Origin of the sequence: Chryseosolibacter histidinae (assembly GCF_018598225.1) — a bacterium.
In the GTDB taxonomy this organism is placed as follows: domain Bacteria; phylum Bacteroidota; class Bacteroidia; order Cytophagales; family Cyclobacteriaceae; genus Chryseosolibacter; species Chryseosolibacter histidini.
This window is the reverse complement of record NZ_JAHESF010000032.1, coordinates 1-19,232: the sequence shown is the minus strand read 5'-3', so window position 1 is coordinate 19,232 and position 19,232 is coordinate 1. Positions and strand designations below refer to the sequence as shown.

The 19,232-nt window shown below is 48.1% G+C and carries 11 protein-coding genes and 1 tRNA gene; 8 read left to right on the top strand and 4 right to left on the bottom strand.

The features are described from left to right. Positions 1–8: 8 nt before the first annotated feature. The 7 genes from KK083_RS23820 (at position 9) to lpxB (ending at position 13,720) form a co-directional block, all read left to right on the top strand. Positions 9–1,931: an OmpA family protein gene (locus KK083_RS23820; RefSeq protein WP_254168193.1), complete on the top strand. Its 1,923-nt coding sequence runs from the start codon at positions 9–11 to the stop codon at positions 1,929–1,931. A 458-nt stretch (positions 1,932–2,389) separates the two neighbouring features. Then, entirely contained in the window at positions 2,390–5,545 is a 3,156-nt protein-coding gene (locus tag KK083_RS23815) for a SusC/RagA family TonB-linked outer membrane protein (RefSeq protein ID WP_254168191.1), read from the top strand. Positions 5,546–5,558: 13 nt separating this feature from the next. Beyond that, positions 5,559–7,091, top strand: a complete 1,533-nt coding sequence (locus KK083_RS23810; protein ID WP_254168189.1) for a SusD/RagB family nutrient-binding outer membrane lipoprotein — start codon at positions 5,559–5,561, stop codon at positions 7,089–7,091. 318 nt (positions 7,092–7,409) lie between these two features. Further along, positions 7,410–10,634: a SusC/RagA family TonB-linked outer membrane protein gene (locus KK083_RS23805; RefSeq protein ID WP_254168187.1), complete on the top strand. Its 3,225-nt coding sequence runs from the start codon at positions 7,410–7,412 to the stop codon at positions 10,632–10,634. A 10-nt stretch (positions 10,635–10,644) separates the two neighbouring features. Continuing rightward, complete coding sequence (locus KK083_RS23800; RefSeq protein ID WP_254168186.1) at positions 10,645–12,078, top strand: SusD/RagB family nutrient-binding outer membrane lipoprotein; 1,434 nt, start codon at positions 10,645–10,647, stop codon at positions 12,076–12,078. An 85-nt stretch (positions 12,079–12,163) separates the two neighbouring features. Then, on the top strand, positions 12,164–12,592 hold the full coding sequence (locus tag KK083_RS23795; protein WP_254168185.1) for a 6-pyruvoyl trahydropterin synthase family protein: 429 nt from the start codon (positions 12,164–12,166) through the stop codon (positions 12,590–12,592). A gap of 15 nt (positions 12,593–12,607) precedes the next feature. Then, positions 12,608–13,720: a lipid-A-disaccharide synthase gene (lpxB, locus tag KK083_RS23790; RefSeq protein ID WP_254168184.1), complete on the top strand. Its 1,113-nt coding sequence runs from the start codon at positions 12,608–12,610 to the stop codon at positions 13,718–13,720. Between the two features lie 96 nt (positions 13,721–13,816). Here lpxB and clpX read toward each other — a convergent pair whose 3' ends face one another. From clpX to KK083_RS23770, 4 genes are all read right to left on the bottom strand, one after another. Further along, positions 13,817–15,052 carry an ATP-dependent Clp protease ATP-binding subunit ClpX gene (gene clpX, locus KK083_RS23785; protein ID WP_254168183.1) on the bottom strand — a complete coding sequence of 412 codons (1,236 nt, stop codon included), beginning with the start codon at positions 15,050–15,052 and terminating at the stop codon, positions 13,817–13,819. 88 nt (positions 15,053–15,140) lie between these two features. Further along, the gene (locus KK083_RS23780) at positions 15,141–15,824 is read right to left on the bottom strand and encodes a ClpP family protease (protein ID WP_254168182.1); all 684 of its coding nucleotides are present in this window, start codon (positions 15,822–15,824) and stop codon (positions 15,141–15,143) included. Positions 15,825–16,064: 240 nt separating this feature from the next. After that, positions 16,065–17,411: a trigger factor gene (locus tag KK083_RS23775; protein WP_254168181.1), complete on the bottom strand. Its 1,347-nt coding sequence runs from the start codon at positions 17,409–17,411 to the stop codon at positions 16,065–16,067. Between the two features lie 79 nt (positions 17,412–17,490). Continuing rightward, positions 17,491–17,572: transfer RNA gene (locus KK083_RS23770), tRNA-Leu, on the bottom strand. A 300-nt stretch (positions 17,573–17,872) separates the two neighbouring features. Between KK083_RS23770 and KK083_RS23765 the strand changes: the two genes are divergently transcribed. Then, positions 17,873–19,232, top strand: a 1,360-nt coding sequence (locus KK083_RS23765; protein WP_254168180.1) for a RelA/SpoT family protein, incomplete at its 3' end; no start/stop codon positions are given.

Below are 19,232 nucleotides of genomic sequence, written 5' to 3'. Positions count from 1 at the left end.
TTTCGAACATGATCCGGATCCTATTTATTCTCCTCGCCTTTGTGGCGTTCCAGGCCGTTGCGCAGACCAACCTGAGCACAAAATCAAAAAAGGCCATCGAGCTCTATACGGAGGCAGACAACTTCAGGGTGCGGGGACAGTTCTCTCAGGCCATTAACCTGCTCACACAAGCCCTTGACAAAGACAAGGAGTTCGTGGAGGCATGGTACCGGTTAGGTATCGTGTACCTCTCGTTGAAAGATTTTCAACAGGCGAATAAATACCTGGAGAAAGGCCTCAGTCTCACAAACGATCCGAAAAAACAAAAGGTATTCTGGTACGACCTCGGTGAAAGTTATTTTACCCTGGGGGATTATGACAAAGCGGAACAATTCATTTCTTCGTTCCTGAAAGAGGAGGTAGCCAACAGGCAGAAGATAGAAAGGGCCAACCTCCTGCTGCGCAACATCAGGTTTGCCAAAGAAAACAGAGAAGCTGCGTCCGCCTACAAGCAGAAGAAGCTCAGCGATACCGTTAACAGTTTTGTGCTTCAATATTTTCCCGTGCTCACTGCCGACCAGCAGGCACTGATCTTCACGCGCAGGCTGGGGGGCGGAGCCAACGATGATGAAGACCTCGTGATCACACAAAAGAATGCAAAGGGCCGGTGGATGGCACCTCAATCCATTTCTGACAATATCAACACCAGGCTCAACGAAGGCACCTGTACTATTTCCGCGGATGGCCGCAAGCTGATCTTCACATCCTGCGTGGGGCGCGAAGGTTATGGAAGCTGCGATCTTTTTGAAAGCCGTAAGATCGGAAACCAATGGACAGCGCCACGCAACCTGGGGCCTGCCGTGAACAGCGCCGAATGGGAGTCGCAACCCTCACTGTCGGCCGACGGAAGAACACTGTACTTTGTTTCGGACCGCCGCGGAGGACTGGGCAGAAGGGATATTTGGGTATCGACACAAAACGATAAAGGAGAGTGGACCCGGGCGAAGAATGCAGGCAAACCGATCAATACTGTGTATGACGAGATCTCGCCCTTTATCCATGTGAACAACCGCACGTTGTATTTTGCCTCCAACGGGCTTACAGGTTTTGGTGGTTACGATCTGTTCTTTACGGAGCGCGACACAGCACGGGGGTGGAATGCGCCGGTGAACATCGGCAGCCCCATCAACAATCATGAAGACCAGTTCTCGCTGTTTATCACCGCTGATGGAAAGAAAGGTTATTACTCGCACGAAGAGACGCGGCCTTCGGGTTATTCGGTGAGCTACATCTACGAAGTGGAGATCCCCGAAGAGCACCAGATCAAATTCAAAAGCAATTATGTGAAGGGCGTTGTGCGCGATAAGGCCACCCGCGAGCCCCTGCTGGCGAAGATCGAGCTCTTCAATCTTGAAAAGAATGAGATGGAGTCGCTGGTGGAGTCTGATTCTGTGACGGGGCAGTACCTCATCGTGCTCACCCAGGGCGCAGAATACGCGTTGTATGTGAATAAGAAGAATTACCTGTTCCAGAGCCTGAACTTCAATTATTCGGAGGTGAGCAACTTCGAGCCCATTACGCTGAACATTGACCTTGAAAAAGCGAAGGAGGGTACCATTGCCGTGCTGAAAAATATCTTTTTCGACGTGGATAAATATGAGCTGAAAGACAAATCGAAAACCGAATTGCAGAAGATCTCGAAGTTCCTGCTCGATAATCCAAACCTGAAAGTGGAGATCAGTGGGCATACCGATAACTCAGGTTCGGCCACCTATAACAAACAGCTTTCTGAAAAACGCGCGAAATCTGTATATCAGTACCTGGTGGAAAATGGCCTGGATCAAAAAAGGCTCACCACCAAAGGTTACGGTCCTGATCAACCAATTGCAGACAATGCTACAGAAGACGGACGTCAGCAAAACCGTCGGATAGAATTTAAAATAGTACGCTGATCTCATTCAGATGATCTGACCGTTTATCACCGCGTTTGTAACATTTTTTTATCGTTTCAGTCTCACCGACTTCCATTAACGTCTGCGCTATCACGTTTTTGCAAAATTTTATCGCGTCATTTTTTTAATGGGAAAAATTTAAACAAATAAAATTTGGCCTTACACGAGCTGTTGTTGACGTTGTGCCGCTTTCATGAGCAACAGCTCTAAACACCCTGATAACCAACGCAAATCCGATGCCTCTTAAGAAAGTTATCAAGTGATGAACGGTAAAAATGTTTTAGTTCCCGAAAATCAAAAAAAAATTTCAAGTGACATTAGATGTTATCCATACCGTTGTTTGGGTGATATTTCTCATGTAATAAATATAATCTTTTGTGTTAGAGACGTTCTGCACATTAAAATTTTATTATAAGTTTGAGCCCTAAGTTTAAACATTCATTAACCTAAAATTACGTATGAAGAGAATTCTACTATTCTGCTTAACAGCGGTGTTCGCGCTCGCTAGCAGCGAGTCATGGGCTCAGGATAGGACGGTCTCGGGTAGGGTGACTTCCGTTGAGGATGGATCACCACTTCCTGGAGTGAACATTGTTCTGAAAGGAACAAGTAATGGTACGGCTACCGATGTCGATGGCCGTTATTCTTTGTTAGTGCCTGCATCAGGCGGCACGTTGATCTTCTCCTTTATTGGTCTTGAAAGCCAGGAAGTTGAGATCGGAACAAGAACTACAGTTGACCTGACAATGTCTGCCGACGTCAAGCAATTGACGGAGGTGGTTGTTACTGCGATGGGTGTTGTAAGGAAACCGGATGAGATCGGTTATTCGTACGAGAGCGTTGGTTCAGAAGAGCTGACCAGGGGCAGAAGCAACAACTTCATCAATGGTATGGCAGGTAAAGTAGCAGGTCTGCAGATCGTTCAGACCTCCAGCGGTGTTAACTCAGCCAGCCGTGTTACCATGCGCGGAAGCCGTTCTTTCACCGGTGATGCCCAGCCTTTATATGTAATTGATGGTATTCCCGTTGATAACACACAGTTCCAGCCTTCATCTACATCTGCTTCACAGGTAGACGTTGGTAACCGCGTCGGTGATATCAACCCTGACGATATTCAGTCAGTGACAATTCTGAAAGGCCCCTCGGCTGCTGCGCTCTACGGATCGAGAGCTTCTAACGGTGCTATTATTATCACTACAAAAAGTGGTAAGGATGTTGTAAAGCAGGGAAGGAAATCAGAAGTGAGCTACACAACCTCTTACACCATGCAGGATGTGATGTTCATGCCCAAATTTCAGCACCAGTTTGGTCAGGGATATGACCTCAATACATACGTTCCTTACGAGAATACCAGCTGGGGCCCTGCCTATGATGGCTCTACACGTCCCGTAGGATCTACGTTAAGTGATGGGTCCCGCCAGGAGATCATTTATAGCGATAAGAAGAATCACATCCGTGATTTCTACGAAACAGGTACTACTTTTCAGAACAACGTGTCTTTTTCAGGTGGCGATCAGAAAAGCTCTTTCTTTATCTCAGCTGCCAATGTTAACGTAAAAGGTATTGTTCCTAAAGATGAGTTTAAACGCAACAACGTTCGTTTCAATGGTACTACCAAGCTAAGCGACAAATTAACTGCCAGGGCAAACGTTTCTTATAACAGGAACATCCAGGACGTTACGCCTACAACGGATATCGTTGACCTTGTTATGAATACACCTTCCAGCATCCGTCTTACGGATTATAAAGACTGGAGGAATAATAAATTCGCCACACCCAACGGATACTTCAATGGTTATTACGAGAACCCTTACTGGACCATTGATAACAACCGGTACAAGAGTGTGCTGGATAGGATCCAGGGAAACATTGAGGCTGTTTACTCACCGGCCAAATGGCTCGATGTAACCTACAGGCTCGGTACCGATGTTTACACCGATCAGCGTAAAACAACCAGGGCAAAGGTATCTTATACCACTGCCTACGATCGTCCATCAGATGATCCGGGTTCTGTAACAGATGCCTCGCACACTGTAAGGGAATTTACTTCCGATCTGTTGTTCACTTTTAAAAAGAACTTCGGCGACTTCACCACGCAGGCGATCCTGATCAACAGCATCCGTCAGCGTGATTACAGGTACATCAGTCAAAGCGCCAATGCCCTCGTTATCCCAGGTCTTTATAACATCTCAAACAGACTCGGCGAAGCCACTGTCGATGAGAGACTGGAGAAACAAAGGGTTTATGGTTATGTCGCTGACATCACCGTGGGTTACAAAAACTTTGTTACTTTGAACCTTACCGGACGCAATGATCATTCTTCTACGCTTCCGACCAACAAGAATTCTTACTTCTATCCCAGCGCTAACCTGAGCTTGGTGTTCACCGAGGCAATACCCACACTGCGCGGCAATAACATCCTCAGCTCTGGTAAGATCAGGGGTGGTGTTGCTAAAGTAGGTAAAGACACCAATCCTTACCAACTGGCAACCGTATTCCAGGTTGAGAGCACTACAAGCACTGAAACATCTTACGGATTCCCGTACGGTGGTCTGGCCGGGTACACCCTGGGCAACACTGTGCAGTCTGCTACACTGAGTCCTGAGTTCACAACTTCTTATGAAGTAGGAACCGAGCTTGCTTTCTTCAATGACAGGATCAACCTGGACGCTACTATCTACAAGACAGTAAGTACAGACCAGATCTTTGCCGTACCGATCACTTCAACAACCGGATTCTCTTCAGCTACCATTAACGCTGGTGAGATGGACAACAACGGTATCGAGTTGGCATTGAACACACAGATCCTTAACCTCTCCAATGGACTGCAATGGAATCTGGGTGTTAACTACTCCTACAACAAAAGTAAAGTGGTTTCCCTGTATAAAGATTCCAAAGAACTTTCACTGGGCAGCGGTAACCCTGTACCCCGTGTAATTGTTGGCCAGCCGTTCCCTGTATTGTACGGAACTGGTTACGAAAGAGATCCTCAGGGAAGAGTTATTGTTAATGAGGATGGCTTACCCATCGCAAGCCAGCAAAACAAGAACCTGGGTCAGGTTGCGCCTAAGTACATCGTTGGCTTCAACACCAGCCTTTCATTCAAAGGTGTAACGCTTGCCGCTGTGGTGGAAGCCAGGGGCGGAAACGTATTCTATTCAGGAACAGGTTCTACACTCACCTTCACCGGTGGTGCTGCGCTGACTGCTTATAACAACAGACAGCCGTTCGTATATCCTAACTCAGTTCAGGAAGTATCTGACGGTGTGTTTGAAGCTAACACAACCAAGATCGATGAGCCAGGTGGAGCTTTTGACTACTACTACTATAACTACAGATCGTATGCTGAGAACTTTGTCAGAGACGCATCTTTTGTAAAAGTACGTGAGATCTCCCTTGCCTATGATTTCCCCAAAGCTTTGATCTCTAAGATCGGGTTCATCAACAGGGCATCACTTTCCCTGGTTGGACGTAACCTCTTCATGTTCCTGCCGTCTGACAACCCGTTTGCCGATCCTGAAGCTAACGTGTTCGGAACAAGCCAGATCGGAAGGGAAATTGAAGCACTTCCTCCTACTAGAAACTACGGTGCGACTCTTAACCTCGTATTCTAAAAGCATTAATATCATGAAAAGAATAAATCACTTTTTAATCGCCATCGCCACTGTAATGTTTACGGTGACGGGCTGTGAAGATGACTTTCTGGACGTAAACACCAACCCCAACAGGCCTACGGTGTCTACCCCTGACCTGGTGTTACCGAGTGCCCTGTATACATCGGTGAAACGTGTAAACGTAGAGCTGAACGTGTTGGGTAACTTGTGGGCCGGAAACTGGACTCAGGCAACCGACTTCCTGTTCTATGGAACGCAATTGTCTTACGGTGTGAACCCTTCCACCTACAACGGTATCTACAATGAGATCTTCAACCAGTCGCTGAATGACCTGAAATACATCGAGACTGAAGCTACCAAGAGCGGTGACGCTAACTACGTGGCAATCGCGAAGATCATGAAAGGTTACAACTACCTGTTGCTCGTTGATCTGTGGGGTGATGTGCCGTTTGATGATGCACTGCAGGGCACAAACATCCTGACCCCGAAATATGAAGACGACGCAATTGTTTATGACAAAGCGCTGGCATCAATCGATGCTGGTATCGCAGCGATCGATGCAGATGGCGAGACCCCTGGAGACGATGACATCTATTTCCATGGTGACATGGAAGCCTGGCATAAATTCGCCAATACACTGAAGCTCAGGGCTTATCTGAGAATGTCAGCAGTGAATGCTACAAAGGCCAAGCAAGGCGTTGAGTCTATCACCGGAGGTTTTATTGGTGCTGATGAGACCGTGTTTGCTAACCCTGGCTTTTTGAAAAGCACAAACAAAATGAACCCGTTCTATGCCACGTATGGCTATAGCGTTGCGGATGCGATTGTGAGCAACAACAAAGCAACCCGTGCCGCTGACTTTGGCATGAACTTCCTGAAGAACAACAACGACCCCAGGCTTGCCAGGTTGTATAACAAGCCCACCGGTGACGACTACAAAAATGAATTCCGTAGCATTCCTACCGGTACCAGGGAAACACAACCTAACAAGACCTTCCTGGCATTGTCAGGTATCGGCCCCGGTATTATCGATGATCCGGGCAACGATGATGACAATGAGAATGCCGATGATTTCGGCTTTGCAAAATCTATTGTTGTGTTCAGCTCTGCCGAGAGCTTGTTTCTTCAGGCTGAAGCAGTGCAAAGAGGCTGGCTGTCTGGTGATGCAAAAGCGTTGTATGAGTCAGCTATCACAGAGAACTTTAAACTGCTGGGCGTAGGAGCCACGGAAGCAGCATCAGCAGCTGCAGCAGCCACTTATTATGGACAGGCTATTAACAATGTGGGCTGGAATGCTTCAACCGATAAAATTGAAGCCATCATCACCCAAAAATGGGTTGCCTTGAATGGTATCAATGGTATCGAAGCATGGAATGAGTACAGAAGAACAGGTTTCCCTACCGGAATGCCGATCTCTGTTACTGCCCTGACCCCTAAATATCCGATCAGAATACCTTATGCCCAGGATGAATTCGCTAATAATGGCGATAACGTGCCTCCGGCATCCACGGTATTTGATCTTCCCGTATTCTGGGATGCGAATTAAGATTTTGCCCTTCGTTTAAAAGAAAAGGCTACCCAACGGTAGCCTTTTCTTTTTAATATACAGTTCTACTTCCCGTAATATTAAGGAGTCCGCCTTATTAATATGGAGTCTGTCCTGGCGGAATTCCGGGTAAATCTTACATTTTCAAAAAAGGCCCTTTTTGTAGTTTGTTGCCATTTCTCCCAGTTTCTAACCCTTTATGGAGGATATTTTTGGACATTTAATACAATATTTTGCGCTACCTGTCTCTGCCAATTAAGAATTTTGTCCTAAATTCGAACACTTAAACTTAATTTTTCATTAACCTAAATTTTACTTATGAAGAGAATTCTACTATTCTGCTTTACAGCGGTGTTTGCACTCGTAAGTAGCGAGTTGTGGGCACAGGATAGGACGATCTCCGGCAGGATTACCTCAGTTGATGATGGTACGCCACTCCCCGGGGTGAATGTTGTCCTGAAAGGCACCACTAACGGAACGGCTTCCGACGTTGATGGCCGTTATTCATTGACCGTACCCTCAACAGGCGGTACACTGGTTATTTCATTCATTGGCCTGCAGTCGCAGGAAATCGAGATCGGCGCCAGGTCGACCATCGATGTTTCCATGTCAACCGATGTTACACAGCTCAGCGAAGTTGTGGTAACTGCGTTGGGTATCGAAAGGAACAGGAACGAGCTTGCTTACTCAGCTCAGCAGGTGAACGGTGACCAGCTCACCCAAAACAGGTCTGTGAACTTCGTCAACGCCCTTTCCGGTAAAGTTTCTGGCGTGGATATCAAAACCAACAACACCATGGGTGGTTCTACCAACGTGGTGATCCGTGGTTATAAATCCATTTCTGGCAACAACCAGGCACTCTTCGTTATCGACGGTATCCCCGTATCAAATGCCAACACCAACACTGCAACCCAGCGTTCAGGTGGTGTAGGTGTTGATTACGGTAACGCTGCTGCCGATATCAACCCTGACAACATTGCTTCAGTTAACGTTCTGAAAGGTGCTGCTGCAACCGCCCTGTACGGTTCACGCGCCGCCAACGGTGTGATCATGATCACTACCAAAAAAGGACGGAAGAACTCCTTCGAACTGACCGTGAACAGCGGTGTTACCTGGGGTAAGATCGACAAGAGCACCTTCGCAAGGTATCAGAAAGAATATGGCGGTGGATATGACGGCGTATTCGCTGCAAACCGCACGTATGACGATGGCTCATTGCCTGCCGTAGTTTTCGGCGATGACGCTTCATTCGGTCCGAAATTCGATGGCCAGCCCGTTTATCAGTGGGATGCCCTTGATCCGTTCTCGCCTAACTACCACAAGGCAAGACCTTGGGTAGCTGCTGCCAACGATCCGAGCACGTTCTATGAAACTTCAGTAGCCTCAAATCAGAGCGTGTCGCTGACCGCGGGTGGTGATAAAACCACTTATAAGTTTGCCTATACCAGAAGTGATGAAAAAGGTGTACTGCCCAACAGTACCCTGGACAAAGACATGTTCAACTTCTCGGCATCCTCTGAGCTTACCAAAAAGCTGACCGTAACAGCCGCTGCCAACTATTCTAAGATCCAGGGCGTTGGCCGTTATGGCACAGGTTACAACGGACGTAACCCTAACCAGACCTTCCGCCAGTGGTGGCAGATGAACGTAGACATCAAAGAACAGGAAGAAGCTTACTTCAGGAACCGTAAGAACGTAACCTGGAACTGGAACGGTGCCGCTACAGGACCGCTCTATAGCGATAACCCGTACTGGTCACGTTATGAGAACTACTCTAACGACACCAGGGACCACATCTTCGGTTACACCACATTGAACTATAAAATTACCGATTGGTTGAGCGTACTCGGCCGTATCGGACATGACGCTACTACAGACATGCAGGAAGAACGCCTTGCAGTAGGAAGCGCCGGACAGGCTCAGTACTCAAGGTTCAACAGGTCTTATAGCGAGACAAACTATGACCTCATGCTGAACTTCGATAAGAACATTTCCGACGACATCAGCTTTAAAGGTTTGATCGGAACCAACATGAGAAGGAACCGTATGACCTCGATCAGGGCCCTCACAAACGGCGGATTGGTTGTTCCTAAACTGTACTCCCTGTCTAACTCCGTGAGCCCTATCAACCCTCCTACAGAAGAGTATGAGCGCGAAGGTGTTGACGGTCTGCTTGCCAACGTTAACCTTGGTTTCAAACAAATGGTGTTTGTTGAATTGTCAGGACGTCGCGATAAGGCAACAACCCTCCCAAAAGGCAACAACGCTTATAATTACTACTCAGCTGCCGGTACTTTTGTGTTCTCAGAAGTTGTTAAAACGCCCTGGTTGTCTCTTGGAAAACTGAGAGCTAACTATGCCCGCGTAGGTAACAACGCCCCTGCACTGAGTGTTTATGACGTTTATGACAAGCCGACTGCTATCGGATCAATCCCTTACTTCTCACTGCCGAATACTAAAAATAACAAAGACCTCAGGCCTGAGTATACCAACAGCTATGAAGTTGGTGTGGAAGCCGAGTTCTTCGACGGCCGTGTAGGATTTGACTTCACCTGGTATCAGGCTAACTCATTTGACCAGATCCTTTCCGTTACAGTTACCGGCGCTACTGGTTACACCGGAAAATGGGTGAACTCAGGAGAGATCCAGAACAAAGGTATCGAGGCATCAGTTTTTGTTGTGCCCGTGCAAACAGAGAATTTCTCATGGACCATCAATGGTAACTTTACCAGAAACAGGAACGAAGTGATCTACCTGTATGGCGAAGGCGCTGGCGAAGTGAAAAACTACCCTATTTCTACCTTCCAGGGTGCAGTGAGTGTTAACGCTGCGAAAGGAAACCCTTACGGTGTGATCAGGGGAACCAACTTCCGCTATGTAAACGGCCAGCGACTGGTGGGTGCTAACGGAACCTATACTCCTTCAGCAAGCTCTTCTGAGATCATCGGTAACCCGAACCCTGATTGGTTGATGGGTATCAACAACAGGCTGAAATTCAAAGACGTTACCCTGAGCTTCCTGGTTGACATGAGGCATGGTGGCGATATCTTCTCACTGGATCAGTTCTACGGAGAAGGTACTGGTATGTATCCTAACACTGCAGGCCTGAATGCAAGAGGTGTTGCTTCAAGGTTGCCTGTTGCTGAAGGTGGTGGCGTATTGTTGTCAGGTGTACAGGCAGACGGATCTCCTAATACCGTATATGCTGAGAACCAGAACGGTTCAGGTCTTACACCTTTCGGATATGCAGCAAACGACTACGCTGGTGCTCCCCGCGCATGGTATGTGTATGACGGAAGCTATGTGAAGTTAAGGGAATTGGCCCTTTCTTACTCCCTGCCGCACAGCGTGATCGAGTCATTCAAAGTATTGAAAGGTGTAGACATTTCATTGATAGGACGCAACCTGTGGATCATCCACAAAAACATGGAGTATGCCGATCCTGAAGAAGCCCTTACGTCTGGAAATACCAACGGAGGCTATCAGAGCGGTGCCTATCCTATGACAAGGACCTATGGGTTTAATGTTAAACTGACATTCTAGAATTACAGCTATGAAAAAAATATTAATGTTACTTCTCCCCATCGTGCTGCTGACCGCCTGCGTCGACAGCCTCGATGACTACAATGTCGATCAGAAAAAAGCATCGTCAATACCTCCGCGCACATTGTTTACCAATGCGCTGAAAGGTCTTACCGATATTCTGACCACGCCGAACGTGAACAGCAACAACTATCGCATGTTCGTTCAGCAATGGGCTACAACCACCTATCTGGATGAGCCTCGTTACAGCATGACCAGCCGCCTATATTCACAAAACCTGTGGAACGCCGTCTATCGTGACGTGCTGTCTGACCTGAAAGAAGCAAGGCGCCTCATCGACCTTGATGCAACGCTTGATCCGGCTGTAAAGAACAACCAGCTGGGATTGATCGGCATCATGGAAGTATACTCATGGGACGTTCTTGTGAAAACTTTCGGTGGTGTACCGTATTCAAAGGCGCTGGATCCTGAAAACCTGCTTCCTGAGTACGAAGACGCTCAAACGATCTATACTGACCTGATCACGCGCCTGGATACATCTCTCGGTCTGCTGACCAGCGGCTCAAGCCTGGGAACAGCCGACCTTATTTACGGCGGTGACGTAGCCAAGTGGAAGAAATTCGGTAACTCACTGAAGCTGAAGATGGCCCTGACCATCGCAGATGTTGACAATAGCAAAGCCAAGACTATGGCCGAAGCTGCTGCAACAGCTGGGGTACTCTCTGCCAATACAGAGAACGCTCGTTTCCCTTATATCGCTGCATCGCCGAACAACAACCCGATATCGGCTAACACCAACCCGATCTTCACTTCACGCGAAGACTTTGTGGTTGCAAACACCATTGTGGATGCAATGAACACACTGAACGATCCGAGAAGACCTTTCTACTTTACAACAGTAGGAGGTGTGTACGTCGGTGGTCAGTATGGTTATCCCAATACTTTTGCAAACTTCTCTAAACCCAGTGCTAAAATCACTGACCCTACATTTGAAGCGTTACTGATGGATTATTCAGAAGTGGAGTTTAACCTGGCAGAAGCCGTTGAAAGAGGCTATGCTGTAGGCGGAACTGCGCAAGCACATTACAATGCTGCAGTTACTGCCTCCATTACCTATTGGGGTGGTACAGCAGGTGATGCCACTACTTACCTGGCTCAGCCCGGCGTAGATTATGCAAATGCCGCTTCTGGTGCTACTTACAAAGAGAAGATCGGCAAACAAAAGTGGATTGCCCTCAACAACAGAGGCTGGGAGGCATGGGTAGAATGGAGAAGGCTGGATGCTCCGGCGTTGACCCCTCCGCTCGCTTCGCTGAAGATCCCTGTACGTATGATCTATCCTCCCAGCGAAGGAACCGTGAACACCGCTCCTTATGAAGCAGCCGTAGCAAAACTGGGTGGTACAGATTCACCCGATGTGAAGCTCTTCTGGGATAAATTCTAATAAAAGAGATCGCTTATAAGCTTGAAAGGCTACCCAACGCGGGTAGCCTTTCTGTTTTATATATTTGCGGATATTGAGAGAAATTATGCTCTACGTCTCCCGCAAAGAACACTTCAACGCTGCCCACAAGCTCTATAATCCGGCCTGGACAAAAGAGAAGAATACCGAAGTTTTCGGGCCCTGCGCCAACGAGAACTGGCACGGCCACAACTTCGATCTGATCGTCACCGTTAAAGGATTGCCGGACCCTGACACCGGATTTGTGGTGGATCTTAAAAAGCTTAGCACACTGATCAGGAACGAGGTGACAGACAAGCTTGACCATAAGAACCTGAACATGGATGTTGACTTTATGAAAGGCAAGCTTGCCAGCTGCGAGAACCTCGCCATCGAGATCTGGAAGATCCTGGACCGGAACCTTCCGGCGATCACCGCGTTTGGAAAGCTCCACTGCATCCGCCTTTATGAGACGCCCCGCAACTACGTAGAATATTTTGGTGAACCGCTTCAATAGACTTAAAAAACGCTGATGCGATATTATTTAGTAGCCGGAGAGCGTTCGGGCGATCTTCATGGAGGAAATCTTATCAATGCCATCAAAAAGCACGATACAGAGGCAATATTCAGGGGATTTGGTGGGGAAAACATGAAGGCAGCCGGCATGGACCTCGCCGTGCATTATTCCGATATGGCCTTTATGGGCTTTGTGGAAGTGCTGAAGAATATCGGGACCATTACCGGGTATATCAAAAAGTGCAAGGCCGATATCCTCAGCTACAAGCCGGATGTGGTCATCCTCATTGATTATGCGGGCTTTAACAGGCGCATCGCCACCTTTGCCAGGAACAATGGCATCAGGGTGTTCTATTACATTACGCCCAAGGTATGGGCCTGGCGCCAGAAACGCGCGCTTCAGCTGAAGGCCAACGTAGACCGTATGTTCGTGATCCTTCCTTTCGAAAAAGACTTTTTTAAGAAATTCGATTGGAATGTCGACTATGTGGGAAATCCCGTGCTGGATGCTGTGAAAGCACACATTCCCGACCCTGAATTCATGAAGAAGCACCGCCTGCCGTCAGCAGGTCCGTTGGTGGCGTTACTTCCGGGAAGCCGCAGACAGGAGGTACAGGCCATGGTGCCTATTCTGGCAGCCGTAGCCCGGCGGTTTCCTGAATATCATTTCGCGGTAGCGGCCATCAATAACTTTAACCAGGATTTTTACGGGAGCCTTTCGGCTTTGCCCAATGTGACGCTGGTGTACGAAGACACGTACAACCTGCTGCTCCATGCGCGGGCAGCCATTGTCACATCGGGCACAGCCACGCTGGAAACAGCCCTGTTCAAGGTACCCCAAGCCGTTGTTTATAAAACCAGTGCCTTTACGTATAGCATCGCCAAGCGCCTGATCCGGGTGCCCTTCATATCGCTGGTGAACCTGATTGCAGACAAGGAAGTGATCAAAGAGCTGATCCAAGGCAAAGCGAACGCAGAAGAGATCGGCAATGAGCTCAGCTCACTGGTTGCGGATGGAACCTACCGGTCAACGATCCTCAAAGATTATGATGCGGTTTACAAGGCGCTCGATACGGGCTCGGCTTCCGAAAACACGGGAAGGCTGATGGTAAAATACCTTCGGGAGTAAAGAATTTAGAATCTAGGAGTTAGAATTTAGAATGTGTAGGTGCTACTGCTAAGATTCACTCCTACATGCTAAATTCTATATTCTAAAATTCTGTTCTTACGCTACCTTCAGCTTGCTGTACTGTGACTTGTTGAATTTCTCTTCGGCGTAAGCCCTGCTGATCACCAGTTTCTCAGAGTTCTTTTCAGAGGGAAGCTCGAACATGGCGTCATTGATAATGGCTTCACAGATGCTGCGAAGACCACGGGCACCGAGTTTGAATTCAAGTGCCTTTTCTACGATGAATTCGATGGCCCCTTCTTTGAACTCGAGGTCAATGGTTTCCATCTCGAAAAGTTTCTTGTATTGTTTCACCAGGGCATTCTTGGGCTCTGTCAGGATCCTTCTCAGGGCTTCCCTGTCAAGCGGGTTCAGGAATGAAACCACGGGTAAACGGCCGATCAGTTCGGGGATCAGGCCAAAGCTCTTGAGGTCCTGAGCGGAAACGAATTGTAATAAATTGTCTTTGTTGATGTCGGCAGGGTGGAGGCCGTCATGTCCGGCCACAAAGCCGAGCGGTCTCGTGTTCAACCTGTTGCCGATGAAACGGGAGATACCTTCAAACGCACCGCCGCAAATGAACAGGATGTTTTCGGTGTTGACCGTGATCATTTTCTGATCAGGGTGTTTGCGGCCTCCCTGGGGTGGAACGTTTACTGCCGTGCCTTCCAGCAGCTTCAGCAATGCCTGCTGAACACCTTCTCCGCTTACATCGCGTGTAATGGAAGGGTTATCTGACTTGCGCGCGATCTTGTCGATCTCATCGATATAAACGATGCCGCGTTCAGCAGCCTCAACGTTGTAGTCGGCGGCTTGCAACAGGCGTGTGAGAATACTTTCTACGTCTTCACCCACGTACCCGGCTTCCGTCAGCACGGTGGCGTCGGCAATACAGAATGGCACCTGCAGGATCTTGGCCAGCGTACGGGCAAGGTATGTTTTGCCGGTACCGGTTTCGCCCACCATGATGATGTTCGATTTTTCAATGGTAACATCACTGTCGAGCTTCCGCTGCATCAATCGCTTATAGTGGTTATAAACAGCAACGGAGATAATTTTCTTTGCTTCATCCTGGCCAATGACGTACTCGTCCAGGAATTTTTTGATCTCCCGCGGTTTGATCAACTTAAAATTGGGAGAAAAGCCGGTGTCGTTCTTACTGCGTTTCTCTTCCTGCAGGATCTGGCTGGCCTGCGTTACACACTTATCACAAATGTGGGCGTGTATACCCGAGATCATCAGATCAACATCTTTCTTGCTTCTACCACAAAACGAACAGGTTACTTCAGCCATAATTGGACGGGAGTTAATAAAAAAACCGATGTGCCGGTCAGACCACAAAGGTACTGAATATTTAGCACATCGGTAGTGTTTAATTTTTTCAGGCTTTTGTGCTCTTTTTCCTTTCCAGCACTTCGTCTATCAGGCCATAATCCCTAGCCTCGGCTGCACGCATCCAGTAATCGCGGTCGGCATCTTTTTCGATCTTCTCGTATTTCTGGTTGCTGTGTTTTGCCAGGATGTTGTAAAGATCCTTTTTCACTTCCAACGTTTGTTTTAACGAGATCTCCATGTCGGAAGCCTGGCCCTGCATACCACTCATCGGCTGGTGGATCATGATGCGGGAGTGCACCAGGCCTGATCTTTTCTTGTCGGCACCGGCCGCCAGCAGCACAGCACCCATGGAAGCGGCTAAACCGGTACAGATGGTGGCCACATCGGGGTTGATATAATGCATGGTATCATAAATACCCAGGCCGGCATAAACAGAGCCACCAGGGCTGTTGATATACATGATGATGTCTTTTTTAGGATCTGACGATTCAAGGAACAGAAGCTGGGCGGTGATCAGGTTGGCGATCTGGTCATCGATGCCCATTCCCAGGAAAATAATGCGGTCGGAGATCAGGCGGGTAAATACGTCAATGGCGCGGAAATTACCCGGGCGCTCTTCAATAACGTATTGCGTCATGTTCTCGATCTTGTGGGCATAACTGTCAATGGTATTGCCGCTCATGCCCAGGTGGTGGACAGCATATTTCCTGAATTCGTTGTTATGGTTCATAGTACAATATTTACGATTTGTGTGGTTAATTATATGGGTTGAAAGTTTAATTGCGGTTAAGTTCCACGGATGAACAATCTTAGCTATACTCAGCTTAAAATACAACCTTAAAACCCGCTTGAAGCAAAAATGGTTTTACCCTGCTCGGATAAAACCATTGACGCATTCTGATAAATTTTATTGTTCCCGGCTACGGTCCTTTTAGGGCACAAAACTGACCGGGTTTTTGCCACTGCCGGATCAGTGCTTATGCTCTTCCACGATCTTCTTGAACTCATCCACGCTCACCTTCTTTTCGTCGATGGTGATGTGCTCCTTAATGTATTGCACGATCTTCTCGTTCTTGAGCTGGTTATACAGGCGCATGAAGTTCTGGCCGTTCTCATTAGACAGGTAGTTGTCTGCAATGGAATCGAGCTTATCACCCAGCTGCTGCGCAATGGCAGGGCCTCCGAACTGTGCCACGATCAGGTCTTTAGCCTTGTTCTTCACTTCTTCGGCCTCAACGGAGATCTTGTTGTCGTCAGCGATCTTCGTTTTGATCAGATCCCACTTCAGTCCGCGCACGTATCCTGAGAATTCCTTGTCCAGGACAGAGTCGGTCACTTCACCTTTGCTGGTAGCCTTGAGCCAGGTCTTGAGGAACCCGTCGGGCAGATTGATCTTGGTGTTGTCGAGGAAATAATCTTCGATATAGTGCTCGAGGAAATGATCGGTCTCACGTTTGTAGTTTTCGGCGATCGTTTCACGGATCTTGTTCATGAATTCCTCTTCGGTCTTCACAACGTCTTTTCCGAACACCCTGTCAAACAGCTCCTGGTTGATCTCCGCAGGCTCGGTGCGGCTGATGGTGGCTACTTTGAGAACGTATTTTCCCTTTTCGTTTTTCGCTTCTTCCTCGGAGATGCCAAGCACCTGGGCGATCTGGTCGGCGTCAGTGAATGCTTTGTTGATCTCGAATTCTATTTCATCGTCCTTCTTGATGCCGATAAATTTCTTCTGCTCTTTTTTATCAACCTTTTCAACGGCGATGAAAGCATGCTCGCGTTTCACGGTGCCATCTTCACCCCGCAGCTCGCCAAAGAGATTGTCTTCTGCAGCGCTGGTCTCAGGATAGCTCACTTTACCGAAACGTTTCTTCAGGTCGGCCAGGGTCTCGTCAATAACCTTCTTATCTGATTCGATGCGGTAAGCTTTCACTTTCACTTTTGATGAGAGGTCGTAGCTGAAATCTTCAACCATGCCGATCTGGTATTCGAACTCGAAGTCCTTCTGGCTGTCCCAGTCGATGCCCATAGCCTTTTCCTGGTCGGGAAGCGGCTCACCGAGGATCTTCAGGTTGTTCTCCTTGATATAGTCTGAAAGTTTGTGAGAAAGCAGATGGTTGATCTCATCTACGAGAATGGATTTGCCAAACATTTTTTTAATGACGCCTGACGGCACCTTGCCTGCCCGGAAACCTTTGATATTAGCTTTTCGGGCATAATCCTTAACTTTTTCTTCAACGTGAGGTTGATAATCCCCCTCAGTTAGTCTAATTTTAATAAGACCTTCGGTGGTGCTTTTTTTGTCGAGTGTTATTTCCAAAGCTTAAAACGTTTGTGTTGCAGAATAAATTGAGAACCCTCAATACCGTTGAAAAATTCAGTACCGAGGGTTCATTTTGTCCGGATGGAGGGACTCGAACCCCCACGCCTTGCGGCACCAGATCCTAAGTCTGGCGCGGCTACCAATTACGCCACATCCGGCTGTAAAACCTTGTCTGCCTGCGCCAAAGACCCGGCAGATAGTTTGCCAGGCCAGCAGCCTCGAGCGGCTTTTGTTTATGTACGCTTGCACCCCAGGCGTCTGTGGGGGCTTTCCCGCCATAGGCGGAGCAAAAAAGGAGCGCAAATTTAGAGATAATTCGGAATTAAAGAATTGTTTCCCATTGTTTAAGTATTGGAGTTTAAACAATTTTAAGTCATTAACTTAAGGTTAAATATTCCTTCCCGGCGTCTGTTATTTAAGATAATGAGGCTGGAAAAGGCTAAAAATTCAGTGGTCAGATGATGGTAATAGATGCCGAGCAGGAGAAAAAAGAGATCATAAACAGATACAGGAGGTTGCTCAGGAAAGCCAAGCCTATATTAAAGGAAGGCGATGCGAAACTCATCAAGAAAGCTTTTACCATGGCCCTTGAGGCGCATAAGGACATGCGCAGAAAATCAGGAGAGCCCTTTATATTCCACCCCCTGGCTGTTGCTGAGATCTGTACCGAAGAGATCGGGCTGGGGACAACATCCATTATCGCCGCCCTCATGCATGATGTGGTCGAAGACACCGACATCGAGCTGGTGGATATCGAACGGATGTTCGGGAAAAAAATAGCACGCATCATAGACGGCCTCACCAAGATCCGCGGTGTGTTCGAGTACGGAACCTCCCAGCAGGCGGAAAATTTCCGTAAGATGCTCTTCACCCTGTCTGAGGATGTACGGGTGATCCTCATCAAGCTCGCCGACAGGCTTCACAACATGCGCACCTTAGACAGCATGCCGCGCAACAAGCAGCTGAAGGTGGCTTCCGAGACCATCTACCTCTATGCCCCTCTGGCGCACAGGCTTGGTCTGAATGCCATGAAAACGGAGCTGGAAGATCTGTACCTGCGTTTTACAGACCGGCCCATTTACGAATCGATCGTTCAGAAGATCGATGCTACCAAAACTGTCCGCAACAAGTTCATCAAGCAGTTCATGGTGCCCATCAAGGATGAACTCGATACCCTCAAGATCCGGTACGAGATCAAAGGGCGCCCTAAATCCATTCACTCCATCTGGAATAAAATGCGCAAGCAGAACATCCCTTTTGAGGAGGTGTTCGACCTGTTTGCCATCCGCATCATACTGGATACGCCGCTGGAGCAGGAGAAAGCCCTTTGCTGGCAGGTGTACTCCATCGTTACCGACTATTACACACCCAATCCTGACCGCCTGCGCGACTGGATCAGTACACCCAAGGCCAACGGTTATGAGTCGCTTCACACTACGGTGATGGCCAAGAACGGGCAGTGGGTGGAGGTGCAGATCCGTACCAAAAGAATGGATGAGATCGCCGAAAAAGGCTACGCCGCCCACTGGAAGTATAAAGACACCAATACCACGGCAGAATCGAACCTTGAAAAATGGCTCGCCCGCGTGAGAGACCTGCTGGAACAGAACAATCACTCGGCCCTCGATTTTGTAGACGACTTCCGGGGCAATCTTTTCAGCGATGAGGTTTTTGTGTTCACGCCCAAAGGTGAATTGAAGACGCTGCCCTACGGCGCCACAGCGCTGGATTTTGCCTTCGAGATCCACACCCAGGTGGGCTCTAAATGCATCGGCGCGAAGGTCAACAATAAGCTGGTTCCTATTAATAAGTCTCATA

What these genes read in the sequence shown, in the direction of transcription:
- KK083_RS23820 (WP_254168193.1), top strand. Translation starts at nt 9, where the DNA reads ATGATCCGGATCCTATTTATTCTCCTCGCCTTTGTGGCGTTCCAGGCC.
- KK083_RS23815 (WP_254168191.1), top strand. Translation starts at nt 2,390, where the DNA reads ATGAAGAGAATTCTACTATTCTGCTTAACAGCGGTGTTCGCGCTCGCT.
- KK083_RS23810 (WP_254168189.1), top strand. Translation starts at nt 5,559, where the DNA reads ATGAAAAGAATAAATCACTTTTTAATCGCCATCGCCACTGTAATGTTT.
- KK083_RS23805 (WP_254168187.1), top strand. Translation starts at nt 7,410, where the DNA reads ATGAAGAGAATTCTACTATTCTGCTTTACAGCGGTGTTTGCACTCGTA.
- KK083_RS23800 (WP_254168186.1), top strand. Translation starts at nt 10,645, where the DNA reads ATGAAAAAAATATTAATGTTACTTCTCCCCATCGTGCTGCTGACCGCC.
- KK083_RS23795 (WP_254168185.1), top strand. Translation starts at nt 12,164, where the DNA reads ATGCTCTACGTCTCCCGCAAAGAACACTTCAACGCTGCCCACAAGCTC.
- lpxB (WP_254168184.1), top strand. Translation starts at nt 12,608, where the DNA reads ATGCGATATTATTTAGTAGCCGGAGAGCGTTCGGGCGATCTTCATGGA.
- clpX (WP_254168183.1), bottom strand. Translation starts at nt 15,052, where the DNA reads ATGGCTGAAGTAACCTGTTCGTTTTGTGGTAGAAGCAAGAAAGATGTT.
- KK083_RS23780 (WP_254168182.1), bottom strand. Translation starts at nt 15,824, where the DNA reads ATGAACCATAACAACGAATTCAGGAAATATGCTGTCCACCACCTGGGC.